The following is a 14,273-nucleotide window of genomic DNA, read 5'->3' as shown; positions in this document are numbered from 1 at the left end:
AGAAATGGCTAGAGATTTAAGATTAACAAGAAATATTGGTATTGCAGCTCATATTGATGCTGGTAAAACCACAACAACAGAACGTATCTTGTTCTATACAGGTGTTTCTCATAAGATTGGAGAAGTACATGATGGAGCAGCTACGATGGACTGGATGGAACAAGAGCAAGAAAGAGGTATTACAATTACTTCTGCTGCAACTACTTGTGAATGGGATTTTCCAAAAGAAAATGCTCAACCTACTCCAGAAACTCAAGCATACCATTTTAATATTATTGATACTCCTGGTCACGTAGATTTTACTGTAGAAGTAAATAGATCTTTACGTGTATTAGATGGATTAGTATTCTTATTTTCAGCAGTTGATGGTGTAGAGCCTCAATCTGAAACTAACTGGAGATTAGCTGATAACTATAAGGTGCCTAGAATTGGATTCGTTAATAAGATGGATCGTCAAGGGTCTGACTTCTTAAAGGTTTGTCAACAGGTAAAAGATATGTTAAAGTCTAACGCAGTGCCAATTGTTTTAAATATTGGTGATGAGGATGAGTTTAAAGGTATTGTAGATTTAGTAAAAAACAGAGCTATTGTATGGCATGATGATAACTTCGGAGCTACCTTTGATGTTGTTGAAATTCCAGAAAACATGAAAGATGAAGTACGTAAATATCGTGCTTTATTAATCGAAGAAGTAGCTAGTTATGATGAGAACTTATTAGAAAAATTCATGGAAGATGAAGATTCTATTACAGAAGACGAAGTGCACAATGCATTAAGAGCTGCTGTTATGGATATGGCTATCATTCCAATGGTTTGTGGTTCTTCATTTAAAAATAAAGGTGTTCAGTTTCTTTTAGATGCTGTATGTCGTTACTTACCTTCTCCAATGGATAAGGAAGGTATTGTAGGTGTAAACCCAGATACAGAAGAAAAAGAATTACGTAAGCCTAGTGTAAAGGAGCCTTTTGCTGCTTTAGCATTTAAGATTGCTACAGACCCTTTTGTTGGTCGTTTAGCATTTTTTAGAGCATACTCTGGTCGTTTAGATGCAGGTTCTTATGTTTTAAATAACCGTTCAGGTAAAAAAGAGCGTATTTCTCGTATTTATCAAATGCATGCGAATAAGCAAAATGCAATTGATTATATTGAAGCTGGTGATATTGGTGCTGCTGTAGGTTTTAAATCTATTAAAACAGGAGATACTTTAACTGCTGAAAAATTCCCTCTTGTATTAGAGTCTATGGATTTTCCAGACCCAGTAATTGGTATTGCTATTGAGCCTAAAACAAAAGCTGATGTAGATAAATTAGGTGTTGGACTTGCAAAATTAGCAGAGGAGGATCCTACGTTTACAGTACGTTCAGACGAAGCCTCAGGACAGACTATTATTTCTGGAATGGGTGAGTTGCATTTAGATGTACTTGTAGACCGTTTAAAACGTGAGTTTAAAGTAGAAGTTAATCAAGGTCAACCTCAAGTTGAATATAAAGAGGCTATTACTGCAGAAGCAGAACATAGAGAGATTTATAAGAAACAATCTGGTGGACGTGGTAAATTTGCTGATATTGTATTTACTATTGGACCTGCAGATGAAGGTGTTCAAGGTTTACAATTTGAGTCTGTTATTAAAGGTGGAAACGTACCTAGAGAATTTGTTCCTTCTGTAGAGAAAGGATTCAAAGAGGCTATGAAAAACGGTCCTTTAGCTGGATACGAAATGGATTCAATGAAAGTTACTTTAAAAGACGGATCTTTCCACGCTGTGGATTCTGATGCTTTATCTTTTGAATTAGCTGCAAGAATGGGTTATAAAGCTTCTGCAAAATCTGCAAAAGCAAAAATAATGGAACCATTAATGAAATTAGAAGTGTTAACTCCAGAGGAGAACATGGGAGATATCGTTGGTGATTTAAATAGAAGAAGAGGTCAGGTAAACGACATGAGCGATCGTAATGGGTCTAAAGTTGTTAAAGCTTTAGTACCGTTATCTGAAATGTTTGGTTACGTTACTACTTTAAGAACAATGTCTTCTGGTAGAGCAACTTCTACTATGGAATTTTCACATTATGCAGAAACTCCTTCAAATGTATCTGAAGATGTTATCGCTAAATCTAAAGGTTAATCTCTAAATAATATAAGATGAGTCAAAAAATTAGAATTAAATTAAAGTCTTACGATTACAATTTAGTAGATAAATCTGCTGAAAAGATTGTAAAGACGGTAAAAAGTACTGGAGCTGTTGTAAACGGACCAATACCTTTACCAACACATAAAAAGATTTTTACTGTATTACGTTCTCCACACGTTAACAAAAAATCTAGAGAGCAATTTCAATTAGCTTCTTACAAAAGATTGTTAGACATCTATAGTTCTTCTTCGAAAACTATTGATGCCTTAATGAAACTTGAGTTACCAAGTGGTGTTGAAGTAGAAATAAAAGTTTAATTAAACTTTTATAGTATTTCTTACGAAAGTAAGAATCTCTAAAAAAAAAGTAATTTTATATTAACTTTCGGTTTAATTTTGTTAAACCGAAAGTTTTTTATACTTTTGCAACCCGAAATAGAGTAGGGTGACGCTATTTTTTGAGTAAAATTAAGAAATAGTAACATGTCCAGAGCGTTTCGCGAAGGAAAAACGGAAAAACAAAATCAGCGTTGAATTTGTTTGCGCTGTTTTTTTTGGTCGAAATTTAAAGGACGAAAATGAAACAATTGTTTCAAAAAATAAATTATTAATATAGACGCGCTGGATAAATAGATCTATCGTCTAAAATTTTAACTAAATGTCTGGGTTAATAGGAAGAAAGATTGGGATGACCAGCTTATTCGATGAGAACGGGAAGAATATTCCATGTACTGTAATCGAAGCGGGTCCTTGCGTTGTCACTCAGGTCAGAACCGAAGAGGTTGACGGCTATAGTGCGTTACAGCTTGGTTTCGATGACAAAAAAGCAAAAAGTTCTAACAAAGCGTTAGATGGCCACTTTAAAAAAGCTGGTACCACTGCAAAGAAAAAAGTTGTTGAATTTCAAGGATTTGAAGAGCAATTTAAGTTAGGAGACTCTATTACAGTTAGTCATTTTGAAGAAGGCGAATTCGTTGATGTATCAGGTGTATCTAAAGGTAAAGGTTTTCAAGGTGTTGTAAAACGTCATGGTTTCGGTGGTGTAGGTCAAGCTACTCATGGTCAGCATAACCGTTTAAGAGCTCCGGGTTCTATTGGTGCTGCGTCATATCCTGCAAGAGTATTCAAAGGAATGCGAATGGGAGGCCGCATGGGTGGAGATAAAGTGAAAGTACAAAACTTAAGAGTATTAAAAGTAGTTGCTGAAAAGAACTTACTTGTTGTTAAAGGAGCTATTCCTGGACACAAAAATGCTTTTGTAACTATTCAGAAATAATGGAAGTAGCAGTTTTAGATATTACAGGAAAAGATACAGGTAGAAAGGTTGAGCTTTCTAAAGATGTATTTGGAATTGAACCTAACGATCACGCAATTTATTTAGATGTAAAGCAGTATTTGGCTAACCAACGTCAAGGAACGCATAAGTCTAAAGAGAGAGCAGAAATTACTGGTTCTACAAGAAAGATAAAAAAACAAAAAGGAACTGGTACTGCAAGAGCAGGTTCTATCAAGTCTGGTGTTTTTAGAGGTGGAGGTCGTATGTTCGGTCCAAGACCAAGAAGTTATTCTTTTAAATTGAATAAGAACTTAAAGCGTTTAGCACGTAAGTCTGCTTTAAGTATTCAAGCAACGGATAATAACTTAGTAGTTGTTGAAGATTTTGAATTTGACAGTCCAAAAACAAAAAACTTTACAAACTTATTAGGTGCATTAGCTTTAGATGCTAGAAGATCTTTATTTGTTTTGAACGGATTAAATACAAATGTGTATTTATCTTCTAGAAACTTAAAAGGTACTACAGTGATAAACGCTGCAGATTTAAATACTTATGGTATTTTAAATGCAAGTAAGATTATTATTACTGAAGGTTCTTTAGAAGGAATTAATACAAATTTAACCAAATAGGGATTCATAATGAGTATTTTAATAAAACCTATTATCACGGAAAAAGCAACTAATGATAGCGAATTGTATAATCGCTTTACATTTATTGTAGATAAAAAAGCTAATAAATTAGAGATCAAAGGAGCTGTTGAAGCAACTTACGGAGTTTCTATTTTAAGCGTTAAGACTTTAAACTATCCAATACAAAGAAATACTAAGTTTACTAAAAAAGGTTTAGTTACTGGTATTAAAAGTGGATACAAAAAGGCTATCGTTCAAGTAGCAGAAGGAGAAAGCATTGATTTTTATAACAATCTTTAAGAAAAGACAAAAATGTCAGTTAGAAAATTAAAACCAATAACACCAGGTCAGCGTTTTAGAGTTGTAAATGGGTTCGACACCATAACAACTGATAAGCCGGAGAAAAGTTTACTTGCTCCGAAAAAACGATCTGGAGGTCGAAACAGTCAGGGTAGAATGACAACACGTAATATAGGTGGTGGTCATAAACAAAGATATCGTATTATCGATTTTAAAAGAGATAAAGCAGGTATTCCCGCAACAGTAAAAACTATAGAGTACGATCCAAATCGTACTGCATTTATTGCTTTACTTAGTTATGCTGATGGAGAAAAGCGTTATGTGATTGCACAAAACGGTTTAACAGTAGGTCAAACAATTGTAGCAGGTTCTGCTATTGCGCCAGAAATTGGAAATGCAATGGCATTAAGTGAAATTCCTTTAGGAACTGCAATTTCTTGTATAGAATTACGTCCTGGTCAAGGTGCTGTTATGGCTCGTTCTGCTGGTTCTTTTGCTCAATTAATGGCAAGAGATGGTAAGTATGCAACAGTTAAGTTACCTTCTGGTGAAACAAGATTAATCTTGTTAACATGTATGGCAACTATTGGAGTTGTATCTAATTCAGATCATCAATTATTAGTATCTGGTAAAGCAGGTAGAAGAAGATGGTTAGGTAGAAGACCAAGAGTTAACGCAGTAAGAATGAACCCTGTCGATCACCCAATGGGTGGTGGTGAAGGTCGTGCTTCTGGAGGTCATCCAAGATCTAGAAATGGTATTCCTGCTAAAGGATTTAAAACTAGATCTAAGACTAAAGCTAGTAATAAGTACATTTTAGAACGTAGAAAGAAATAATAAGTTATGGCAAGATCATTAAAGAAAGGACCTTACGTTCACTATAAATTAGAGAAAAAAGTGTTAGCTAATGTAGAGGCTGGTAGCAAAACTGTAATTAAAACTTGGTCTAGAGCAAGTATGATTACTCCAGATTTTGTAGGACAAACTATTGCTGTTCATAATGGACGTCAGTTTGTACCAGTTTTTGTTACAGAAAACATGGTAGGGCATAAATTAGGCGAATTTTCACCAACTCGTTCTTTTAGAGGACACGCTGGTGCAAAAAATAAAGGAAAAAAATAGTAGGATATGGGAGTTCGTAAAAAAAACATGGCAGATCAGTTAAAAGCAGATAGAAAGCAACGTGCTTTCGCGAAGCTTACTAACTGTCCTACATCACCGAGGAAAATGCGTTTAGTCGCAGATCAGATAAGAGGCGTTGAAGTTGAAAAAGCTTTACAAATCTTAAAATTTAGCCCGAAAGAAGCTTCAATTAATTTAGAGAAATTGTTATTGTCTGCAATTGCAAACTGGCAAGCTAAAAATGAAGAAGCATCTATAGAAGACGCTAAGTTATTTGTAAAAACAATTTGTGTTGATAGCGCAGGGATGTTAAAGAGATTAAGACCAGCTCCACAAGGTCGTGCACATAGAATTCGTAAGCGTTCTAATCACGTTACTTTAGAGTTAGGTAGTAAAAATTTAAGCAATTAATTAAAGTAGAAATGGGACAAAAAACTAATCCAATAGGAAATCGTTTAGGAATCATCAGAGGTTGGGAATCTAACTGGTACGGTGGTAATGACTACGGAGATAAATTAGCTGAAGATTTTAAAATAAGACAGTATGTAAATGCTAGATTATTTAAAGCAAGTGTTTCTAGAGTAATTATAGAACGTACTTTAAAACTTGTAACCGTTACTATCACTACGGCACGTCCAGGTATCATTATTGGTAAAGGAGGTCAAGAGGTAGACAAGTTAAAAGAAGAGCTTAAAAAAATTACAGGAAAAGAAGTTCAAATTAATATTTTTGAAATTAAACGTCCAGAATTAGATGCAAAATTAGTTGCAGTTAGTGTTGCTCGTCAAATTGAAAATAGAATTTCATACAAGAGAGCTACTAAGATGGCTATTCAAGCTACTATGCGTATGAACGCTGAAGGAATTAAAATTCAAATTTCAGGTCGTTTAAATGGAGCTGAAATGGCACGTTCTGAACATTATAAAGAAGGAAGAATTCCACTTTCTACTTTTAGAGCTGATATTGACTATGCACTTGTAGAAGCTCATACTCAATACGGAAGACTAGGTGTTAAAGTATGGATTATGAAGGGTGAGGTTTATGGAAAAAGAGAATTATCTCCATTAGTTGGCTTGTCTAAAAAACAAGGTGGTAATAAAGGTGGTGGTGATAGATCTAAACGTCAGCAACCTCGTAGAAGAAAATAATTTTTAAAATTAGAAATTAAAAATGTTACAGCCAAAAAGAGTAAAATACCGTAAGGTACAGAAGTCGAAAGGAAATATGACTGGTATTTCTGGTAGAGGAAATCAACTTTCTAATGGGATGTTTGGTATCAAATCACTAGACCAGAATTTATTAACTTCTCGTCAAATAGAAGCAGCTCGTATCGCGGCAACTCGTCATATGAAAAGAGAAGGTCAGTTATGGATTAAAGTATTTCCAGACAAGCCTATCACTAAGAAACCTTTAGAGGTACGTATGGGTAAGGGAAAAGGAGCACCAGATCATTTTGTTGCAGTTATTAAACCAGGTAGAATTTTGTTTGAAATCGGTGGAGTATCGATTGAAGTAGCAAAAGAAGCTTTACGTTTAGCAGCTCAGAAACTTCCAGTAAAAACGAAGTTTGTAGTAGCAAGAGATTTTGATATTAACGCATAATTCTAAATAAAATGAAACAATCTGAAGTAAAAGAATTATCTATAGCTGATCTTAATGAAAAGCTTGGAGCGTTGCAAAAGAATTATACTGATCTTAAAATGGCTCACGCAATCACTCCATTGGAGAACCCATTGCAGTTGAGAGGTTTAAGAAGAACTGTAGCAAGAATTGCAACAGAATTAACAAAAAGAGAATTACAATAATTCTATAGTCAGTTTTAAAGATGGAAAAAAGAAATCTTAGAAAAGAGAGAATTGGTGTTGTTTCTAGTAACAAAATGGAAAAATCTATTGTTGTTGCAGAAACTAAGAGAGTAAAGCACCCAATGTACGGTAAATTCGTATTAAAGACGAAGAAGTATGTTGCACACGACGAACAGAATGATTGCAACGAAGGAGATACTGTTAGGATCATGGAAACAAGACCTATGAGTAAATCTAAACGTTGGAGATTAGTAGAAATCCTAGAAAGAGCTAAATAATATGTTACAGACAGAATCAAGATTAAAAGTCGCAGATAACACTGGAGCAAAAGAAGTTTTAGTGATTAGAGTTTTAGGAGGAACAAGAAAACGTTACGCAAGTATTGGAGACAAGATTGTTGTAGCTGTTAAATCTGCAACTCCAAACGGAACTGTAAAAAAAGGTCAAGTATCTAGAGCAGTTGTTGTGAGAACGAAAAAAGAAGTAAGACGTAAAGACGGATCATACATCAGATTTGATGATAACGCTTGTGTACTTTTAAATCCTACAGAGGAAATGAGAGGAACTCGTGTATTTGGACCTGTTGCACGTGAGCTTCGTGAGAAACAATTCATGAAAATAGTATCATTAGCACCTGAAGTGCTTTAAATCATTATATAAGATGAAGAAGTTCAAATTAAAATCAGGAGATACTGTAAAAGTAATTGCAGGAGATCATAAAGGATCTGAAGGAAAGGTTTTACAGATCATTAAGGAGAAAGATAGAGTTTTGGTAGAGGGTGTTAACTTAGTTTCTAAGCACACTAAGCCAAGCGCTCAAAACCCTCAAGGTGGTATTGTAAAGAAAGAAGCTTCACTTCACATTTCTAACTTAATGTTAGTTGAAGATGGTGTAGCTGTGAGAGTAGGTTATAAGGTTGATGGAGATACTAAGACTAGAGTCTCTAAAAAAACTAAAAAATAAGGATAATCATGAGTTACGTACCAAGATTAAAAGCAGAATACAAAGAAAGAGTAATAAAAGCTCTTACTGAAGAATTCAGTTACAAGAATGTAATGCAAGTGCCTAAATTAGAAAAAATAGTTGTTTCTAAAGGTGTAGGTGCTGCAATTGCAGATAAGAAATTAATAGATTATGCTGTAGAAGAGTTGACTAAAATTACAGGTCAAAAAGCAGTTTCTACATTATCTAAAAAAGATATCGCTGCATTTAAATTGCGTAAAGGGATGCCAATTGGTGTTAAAGTTACTTTACGTGGAGATAAAATGTATGAGTTTTTAGATAGATTAGTTACAGCTTCTTTACCTCGTGTTAGAGACTTTAACGGTATAAAAGCTAATGGTTTTGATGGAAGAGGTAATTACAATTTAGGTATTACTGAACAAATCATCTACCCAGAGATTAATATTGATCAAGTTAAAAAAATTAGTGGAATGGATATTACTTTTGTAACATCTGCAGATACTGATAAAGAGGCTAAATCATTATTAGGAGAATTAGGTTTACCATTCAAAAAAAATTAAGAAATGGCTAAAGAATCAATGAAAGCGCGTGAGCGTAAGAGAGCAGCAACTGTTGCTAAATATGCTGAAAAGAGAAAAGCTTTAAAAGAAGCTGGAGACTATGATGCATTACAAAAATTACCTAAGAATGCTTCACCAGTTAGAATGCATAACAGATGTAAATTAACTGGTCGTCCAAAAGGATATATGAGACAATTTGGTTTATCTCGTGTTACTTTTAGAGAAATGGCCAATCAAGGGTTAATACCAGGTGTTAAAAAAGCATCTTGGTAGAAAATTTTAAATAAAGCTCAAATATAAAAATAGAATGTGTATCTTTGCACGCTCTATTTTTTTTGAGTATAAGAATTTTAACTGATTATAGGTTCATTTATCACAGAGAAATCTGTAGCATAAATAGAGGTATTTGAAAACCGTAATCGCAATTTTAAATAAATATGTATACAGATCCAATCGCGGATTTTCTTACAAGAGTAAGAAATGCAATCGCAGCAGGACACAGAGTAGTGGAAATTCCAGCTTCAAACTTGAAGAAGGAAATGACTAAAATTTTGTTTGATCAAGGGTATATTTTAAGCTACCAGTTCAATGACGATAAAGTTCAGGGAACAATTAAGATAGCTTTAAAGTACGAAAGAGAAACAAAAGAATCAGTAATTAGAAAGATTCAACGAATCAGTACACCAGGTTTACGTAAATACGTTGGCTCTACAGAGATGCCAAGAGTATTAAACGGACTTGGAATTGCTATTGTTTCTACATCTAAGGGTGTAATGACAAACAAAAAAGCACGTCAAGAGAATGTTGGAGGAGAAGTTTTATGTTACGTTTATTAATCTATAGAAATGAGTAGAATTGGAAAAAATCCTATTAGCATTTCACAAGGTGTAGATGTTAATGTAAAAGACAATGTAGTAACCGTAAAAGGAAAATTAGGTGAGTTAACTCAAACTATTTCTGAAGGTATTACAGTAGAAATCGAAGATGGTATTATCACTTTAGATAGAGCATCAGAAAGTAAAAACCATAAAGCACAACATGGTTTAATGAGAGCTTTAATCAATAACATGATTGAAGGTGTAAGTAAAGGTTGGACTAAAGATTTAGAATTGGTTGGTGTTGGTTATAGAGCATCTAATCAAGGACAAAAATTAGATTTAGCTTTAGGTTTCTCTCATAATATCGTTTTAGAATTAGCTCCAGAGGTTAAAATTGAGACAATATCTGAGAAAGGGAAAAACCCGATCATTAAATTATCTTCATTTGACAAACAATTAGTAGGTCAAATTGCTGCAAAGATTCGTTCTTTCAGAGCTCCAGAGCCTTATAAAGGAAAAGGTGTGAAGTTTGTTGGTGAAATATTAAGAAGAAAAGCAGGTAAATCTGCATAATATATAGCATTATGGCATTATCAAAGCTACAAAGAAGAGCTAGAATTAAGCGTAGAATTAGAAAGATCGTTTCTGGTACTGCTACTAAACCAAGATTATCGGTTTACAGAAGTAACAAGGAAATCTACGCTCAATTAGTAGACGATGTAAATGGAGTAACATTAGCTTCAGTTTCATCTAGAAATAAAGAAATAAACGCAAGTACTAAAATCGAAGCAGCAACAGCAGTTGGTAAATTAATAGCAGAAAAAGCTACTAAAGCTGGAGTTGAAACAATCGCTTTCGATAGAAACGGGTATTTATATCACGGTAGAGTTAAAGTATTAGCAGACGCTGCAAGAGAAGCGGGTTTAAAATTTTAAGAAATTATGCAAGGATATAAAAACGTAGAAAGAGTAAAACCTAGTGGGTTAGATCTTGTAGATAGATTAGTAGGAGTACAACGTGTTACTAAAGTAACAAAAGGTGGTAGAGCATTTGGTTTCTCTGCAATCGTAGTTGTTGGAGATGGTAATGGTGTTGTTGGTCATGGATTAGGGAAATCTAAAGATGTTGCATCTGCAATTGCAAAAGCAATTGAAGACGCAAAGAAAAATTTAGTTAGAATTCCTATTTTAGATGCAACTTTACCTCATGAGCAAAAAGGTAAATTTGGTGGAGCTAAAGTTTTTCTTAAGCCTGCATCTCATGGTACTGGAGTTATTGCTGGTGGTGCTGTAAGGCACGTACTAGAGTCTGTTGGTATTCATGATGTATTATCAAAATCTCAAGGATCATCAAATCCTCATAACGTAGTTAAAGCAACTTTTAATGCTTTATTACAATTACGTAGTGCAGCAGGTATTGCTAAGCAAAGAGGGATTTCTTTAGAGAAAGTATTTAACGGATAAACCTAAGAACGATGGCAAGAATAAAAGTTACACAAGTGAAAAGTCAAATCGGACGTCTTCAAAGTCAAAAAAGAACTTTAGAGGCATTAGGTTTACGTAAAATGAACCAAACTGTAGAGCATGAGGCAACTCCTTCTATAGTAGGTATGGTAAATACAGTTAAACACTTAGTTTCTTTCGAAGAAATTAAATAAGATATTTAGAAAAAATGAGTTTACATAATTTAACACCAGCAGAAGGTTCCATTAAAAAAGGAAAAAGAATTGCAAGGGGTGAAGGATCTGGAAAAGGTGGTACCGCTACAAGAGGTCACAACGGACAGAAATCTCGTTCTGGTTATTCTAAAAAGATTGGTTTCGAAGGAGGGCAAATGCCACTTCAGAGACGTGTGCCAAAGTTTGGTTTCACAAATATTAATCGTGTTGAATATCAAGGTATCAATATTGATAAATTACAATCTTTAGTTGATAGTGGAAAGATAACAGATACAGTTACTTTAGATACTTTAATTGCTAATAGATTGGCAAGAAAAAACGACTTAATTAAAATATTAGGTAGTGGAGAGTTAAAGGCTAAATTAAATATAACTGTACATAAATTTACAGCAACAGCAAAAGCAGCTATCGAAGCAGCTGGAGGAGAAGCTGTTACTTTATAACATCCCGTAAATGATGAATTTTATTAATAGATTAAAAGAGATTTTCAGTATTGAAGAGTTGAAAAATAAAATTCTTCTTACAATCGGATTAATTGCTGTGTATCGTTTTATGGCTTCTGTTCCTTTACCTGGAATAGATCCATTACAACTTTCAGCTTTAAAAGAAAGTACTTCTGGAGGTCTTTTAGGTTTATTGAATGCATTTACAGGAGGAGCATTTGCTAGGGCGTCAGTAATGGCTCTTGGTATTATGCCTTATATTTCTGCATCTATTGTAGTTCAGTTAATGGGAATTGCGGTTCCTTATTTACAAAAACTACAAAAAGATGGAGAAAGTGGAAGAAAAAAAATTACACAAATAACAAGATGGTTAACAATTGGTATTACGTTAGTGCAAGCACCTACGTATATTACTGCTATTAAAACACAATTTGGTTTAGGACCAGAAGCGTTTTTAGTAAGTGGTGCTACTTTTTGGATATCATCAATTATCATTTTAACTGCAGGTACTATTTTTGCAATGTGGTTAGGTGAGCGTATTACAGACAAAGGTGTTGGTAATGGTATTTCATTATTAATTACTGTTGGTATTATCGCTAACTTTCCTGCTGCATTTTTACAAGAGTTTGTTGCTAAAACAACAAATGCAGGAGCAGGTGGTATTATGATGGTTTTAATAGAAATTATTGTTTGGTTTGTAGTAATTTTATTAACTGTGCTATTAGTTACTGCTGTTCGAAAGATTGCAGTGCAGTATGCTAGAAGAACGGTTGTAGGAAATGTACAAAATGTTGCAGGTTCAAGAGATTATATTCCTTTGAAATTAAATGCAGCAGGTGTTATGCCAATTATCTTTGCTCAAGCAATTATGTTTTTACCAGTTGCTTTAGCTCAGAGATTTCCAGCAATTGCTAGCTTACAAGATATGAATGGTTTATGGTACAATGTTATTTTTGCATTGTTAATTGTCATCTTTAGTTATTTCTATACTGCTATTACTATTCCTACGAATAAAATGGCGGATGATTTAAAAAGAAGTGGTGGTTTTATACCAGGTATTAGACCAGGAAAAGACACAGCAGATAGATTAGATTCTGTATTATCTAGAATTACGTTCCCAGGATCGTTATTTTTAGCAGCATTATCTATTTTACCAGCAATTGTAGTTCAGTTTGGAGTACAACAAAGTTGGGCCATGTTTTATGGTGGTACATCATTAATAATTATGGTTGGAGTTGCAATTGATACGTTGCAACAAATTAATTCGTACTTATTAAATCGTCATTATGATGGTTTAATGAAAGCGGGGAATAGCAACAGAAAATCGAATAAATAATATGGCTAAACAATCAGCAATTCAACAGGACGGAACAATTACAGAGGCATTATCTAATGCAATGTTTCGTGTAGAATTAGAAAATGGACATATTGTTACGGCACACATTTCTGGTAAAATGCGTATGCATTATATCAAATTACTACCTGGAGATAAGGTAAAATTAGAAATGAGTCCGTACGATTTATCAAAGGCAAGAATTACTTACAGATACTAAAAAAACAAAACAGATGAAAGTTAGAGCATCAGTTAAAAAAAGAAGTGCCGACTGCAAAATAGTTCGCAGGAAAGGTAGATTATACGTGATTAATAAACAAAATCCTAGATTTAAACAAAGACAAGGGTAATGGCAAGAATAGCAGGTATTGATATTCCAAAGAATAAAAGAGGTGTTATCGCATTAACTTACATCTTTGGTATAGGAAGCAGCAGAGCTCAAAAAGTTCTAGCAGAAGCAAAAGTAGATGAGAGCATTAAAGTTCAAGATTGGACTGATGATCAAATCGCAGCAATTAGAGAACAAGTAGGATCTTTCACAATCGAAGGTGAACTACGTTCTGAGGTACAGATTAACATCAAACGTTTGATGGATATCGGTTGTCAAAGAGGTATTCGTCACAGACTTGGTCTTCCTTTAAGAGGGCAGAGAACTAAGAATAACTCTCGTACAAGAAAAGGTAAGAGAAAAACTGTAGCTAACAAGAAAAAATAAGTTAGATAAAGTAATAAAGATCTAATAATAGTCTAGGCTATAAGGTTAGAAAACTAAATTACTAAAACTGAAAAATTATGGCAAAAGCAAGTTCAAAAAAGCGTAAGGTAATCATTGATGCTATTGGAGAGGCGCACGTAACTGCATCTTTTAACAACATCATTATTTCTTTAACAAATAAAAAAGGTGACGTTATTTCTTGGTCATCTGCAGGGAAAATGGGTTTTAGAGGTTCTAAAAAGAATACTCCATATGCAGCTCAATTAGCAGCAGAAGATTGTGCAAACGTTGCAAAAGAAGCAGGTTTACGTAAAGTAAAGGTGTATGTAAAAGGACCGGGTAATGGTAGAGAATCTGCTATTAGATCAATTCATAATGCAGGTATCGAAGTAACAGAAATTATTGATGTTACACCTATTCCTCATAACGGATGTCGTCCACCAAAGAGAAGAAGAGTATAATTTAATTTTTTAATTTGATAGGAACTAGATTATCGAAGGAGT

At 34.0% G+C, this 14,273-nt stretch carries 27 protein-coding genes; all 27 read left to right on the top strand.

Features of this window, described 5'->3' with window-relative positions; translation table 11 throughout:
- The first annotated feature begins 4 nt into the window (after positions 1–4).
- Positions 5–2,122: an elongation factor G gene (gene fusA / locus H0I28_RS08950; RefSeq protein ID WP_218731150.1), complete on the top strand. Its 2,118-nt coding sequence runs from the start codon at positions 5–7 to the stop codon at positions 2,120–2,122.
- Positions 2,123–2,139: 17 nt separating this feature from the next.
- Positions 2,140–2,445: a 30S ribosomal protein S10 gene (gene rpsJ / locus H0I28_RS08945; RefSeq protein WP_004568745.1), complete on the top strand. Its 306-nt coding sequence runs from the start codon at positions 2,140–2,142 to the stop codon at positions 2,443–2,445.
- 340 nt (positions 2,446–2,785) lie between these two features.
- Complete coding sequence (gene rplC, locus H0I28_RS08940) at positions 2,786–3,403, top strand: 50S ribosomal protein L3 (RefSeq protein ID WP_218731149.1); 618 nt, start codon at positions 2,786–2,788, stop codon at positions 3,401–3,403.
- Positions 3,403–4,032, top strand: a complete 630-nt coding sequence (rplD, locus tag H0I28_RS08935; protein ID WP_218761442.1) for a 50S ribosomal protein L4 — start codon at positions 3,403–3,405, stop codon at positions 4,030–4,032. The genes rplC and rplD overlap by 1 nt, the downstream gene beginning before the upstream one ends.
- 9 nt (positions 4,033–4,041) lie before the next feature.
- A complete protein-coding gene (rplW, locus tag H0I28_RS08930) occupies positions 4,042–4,332 on the top strand; it encodes a 50S ribosomal protein L23 (protein ID WP_218731148.1) in 291 nt (96 codons plus the stop codon).
- A 12-nt stretch (positions 4,333–4,344) separates the two neighbouring features.
- Entirely contained in the window at positions 4,345–5,169 is an 825-nt protein-coding gene (gene rplB, locus H0I28_RS08925) for a 50S ribosomal protein L2 (protein WP_165732600.1), read from the top strand.
- 6 nt (positions 5,170–5,175) lie between these two features.
- Positions 5,176–5,454, top strand: coding sequence for a 30S ribosomal protein S19 (gene rpsS, locus H0I28_RS08920; RefSeq protein WP_068451508.1), 279 nt, complete (start codon positions 5,176–5,178; stop codon positions 5,452–5,454).
- Between the two features lie 6 nt (positions 5,455–5,460).
- Complete coding sequence (rplV, locus tag H0I28_RS08915; protein WP_068451511.1) at positions 5,461–5,865, top strand: 50S ribosomal protein L22; 405 nt, start codon at positions 5,461–5,463, stop codon at positions 5,863–5,865.
- Between the two features lie 11 nt (positions 5,866–5,876).
- Positions 5,877–6,602, top strand: coding sequence for a 30S ribosomal protein S3 (gene rpsC / locus H0I28_RS08910; protein ID WP_158841427.1), 726 nt, complete (start codon positions 5,877–5,879; stop codon positions 6,600–6,602).
- A 22-nt stretch (positions 6,603–6,624) separates the two neighbouring features.
- Entirely contained in the window at positions 6,625–7,056 is a 432-nt protein-coding gene (rplP, locus tag H0I28_RS08905; RefSeq protein WP_165732601.1) for a 50S ribosomal protein L16, read from the top strand.
- An 11-nt stretch (positions 7,057–7,067) separates the two neighbouring features.
- Complete coding sequence (rpmC, locus tag H0I28_RS08900) at positions 7,068–7,259, top strand: 50S ribosomal protein L29 (protein ID WP_100947456.1); 192 nt, start codon at positions 7,068–7,070, stop codon at positions 7,257–7,259.
- A 20-nt stretch (positions 7,260–7,279) separates the two neighbouring features.
- Complete coding sequence (gene rpsQ / locus H0I28_RS08895; protein ID WP_065320234.1) at positions 7,280–7,537, top strand: 30S ribosomal protein S17; 258 nt, start codon at positions 7,280–7,282, stop codon at positions 7,535–7,537.
- Position 7,538: 1 nt separating this feature from the next.
- A complete protein-coding gene (gene rplN, locus H0I28_RS08890; protein WP_068451523.1) occupies positions 7,539–7,907 on the top strand; it encodes a 50S ribosomal protein L14 in 369 nt (122 codons plus the stop codon).
- A 13-nt stretch (positions 7,908–7,920) separates the two neighbouring features.
- Positions 7,921–8,223 carry a 50S ribosomal protein L24 gene (rplX, locus tag H0I28_RS08885; RefSeq protein ID WP_068451526.1) on the top strand — a complete coding sequence of 101 codons (303 nt, stop codon included), beginning with the start codon at positions 7,921–7,923 and terminating at the stop codon, positions 8,221–8,223.
- A gap of 8 nt (positions 8,224–8,231) precedes the next feature.
- Positions 8,232–8,783, top strand: a complete 552-nt coding sequence (gene rplE / locus H0I28_RS08880; protein ID WP_165732602.1) for a 50S ribosomal protein L5 — start codon at positions 8,232–8,234, stop codon at positions 8,781–8,783.
- Between the two features lie 3 nt (positions 8,784–8,786).
- The gene (gene rpsN, locus H0I28_RS08875) at positions 8,787–9,056 is read left to right on the top strand and encodes a 30S ribosomal protein S14 (protein ID WP_165732603.1); all 270 of its coding nucleotides are present in this window, start codon (positions 8,787–8,789) and stop codon (positions 9,054–9,056) included.
- A 164-nt stretch (positions 9,057–9,220) separates the two neighbouring features.
- Entirely contained in the window at positions 9,221–9,619 is a 399-nt protein-coding gene (gene rpsH / locus H0I28_RS08870; RefSeq protein ID WP_068451535.1) for a 30S ribosomal protein S8, read from the top strand.
- A 9-nt stretch (positions 9,620–9,628) separates the two neighbouring features.
- Complete coding sequence (gene rplF / locus H0I28_RS08865) at positions 9,629–10,174, top strand: 50S ribosomal protein L6 (protein WP_218731147.1); 546 nt, start codon at positions 9,629–9,631, stop codon at positions 10,172–10,174.
- An 11-nt stretch (positions 10,175–10,185) separates the two neighbouring features.
- Positions 10,186–10,536 (top strand): 50S ribosomal protein L18, encoded by a 351-nt coding sequence (gene rplR, locus H0I28_RS08860; RefSeq protein WP_165732605.1) that lies wholly within the window; start codon positions 10,186–10,188, stop codon positions 10,534–10,536.
- A 3-nt stretch (positions 10,537–10,539) separates the two neighbouring features.
- On the top strand, positions 10,540–11,064 hold the full coding sequence (gene rpsE, locus H0I28_RS08855) for a 30S ribosomal protein S5 (protein WP_302849956.1): 525 nt from the start codon (positions 10,540–10,542) through the stop codon (positions 11,062–11,064).
- Between the two features lie 11 nt (positions 11,065–11,075).
- Positions 11,076–11,258, top strand: a complete 183-nt coding sequence (rpmD, locus tag H0I28_RS08850; RefSeq protein WP_036783629.1) for a 50S ribosomal protein L30 — start codon at positions 11,076–11,078, stop codon at positions 11,256–11,258.
- A 14-nt stretch (positions 11,259–11,272) separates the two neighbouring features.
- The gene (gene rplO / locus H0I28_RS08845) at positions 11,273–11,722 is read left to right on the top strand and encodes a 50S ribosomal protein L15 (RefSeq protein WP_166382668.1); all 450 of its coding nucleotides are present in this window, start codon (positions 11,273–11,275) and stop codon (positions 11,720–11,722) included.
- A gap of 13 nt (positions 11,723–11,735) precedes the next feature.
- Entirely contained in the window at positions 11,736–13,058 is a 1,323-nt protein-coding gene (gene secY, locus H0I28_RS08840; RefSeq protein ID WP_165732728.1) for a preprotein translocase subunit SecY, read from the top strand.
- 1 nt (position 13,059) lies between these two features.
- The gene (gene infA, locus H0I28_RS08835) at positions 13,060–13,275 is read left to right on the top strand and encodes a translation initiation factor IF-1 (protein WP_004568721.1); all 216 of its coding nucleotides are present in this window, start codon (positions 13,060–13,062) and stop codon (positions 13,273–13,275) included.
- Between the two features lie 13 nt (positions 13,276–13,288).
- On the top strand, positions 13,289–13,405 hold the full coding sequence (gene ykgO, locus H0I28_RS08830; RefSeq protein WP_004568720.1) for a type B 50S ribosomal protein L36: 117 nt from the start codon (positions 13,289–13,291) through the stop codon (positions 13,403–13,405).
- Complete coding sequence (gene rpsM / locus H0I28_RS08825) at positions 13,405–13,770, top strand: 30S ribosomal protein S13 (protein ID WP_165732607.1); 366 nt, start codon at positions 13,405–13,407, stop codon at positions 13,768–13,770. Before ykgO ends, rpsM begins: the two co-directional genes overlap by 1 nt.
- Before the next feature lie 77 nt (positions 13,771–13,847).
- Positions 13,848–14,231, top strand: a complete 384-nt coding sequence (gene rpsK / locus H0I28_RS08820; RefSeq protein ID WP_036825729.1) for a 30S ribosomal protein S11 — start codon at positions 13,848–13,850, stop codon at positions 14,229–14,231.
- The last annotated feature ends 42 nt before the right edge of the window (positions 14,232–14,273 follow it).

Origin of the sequence: Polaribacter sp. AHE13PA (genome assembly GCF_019278505.1) — a bacterium.
Classification (GTDB): Bacteria; Bacteroidota; Bacteroidia; order Flavobacteriales; family Flavobacteriaceae; genus Polaribacter.
The sequence above is the reverse complement of the archived record's forward strand: the minus strand, read 5'-3'. Positions and strand labels throughout refer to the sequence as shown.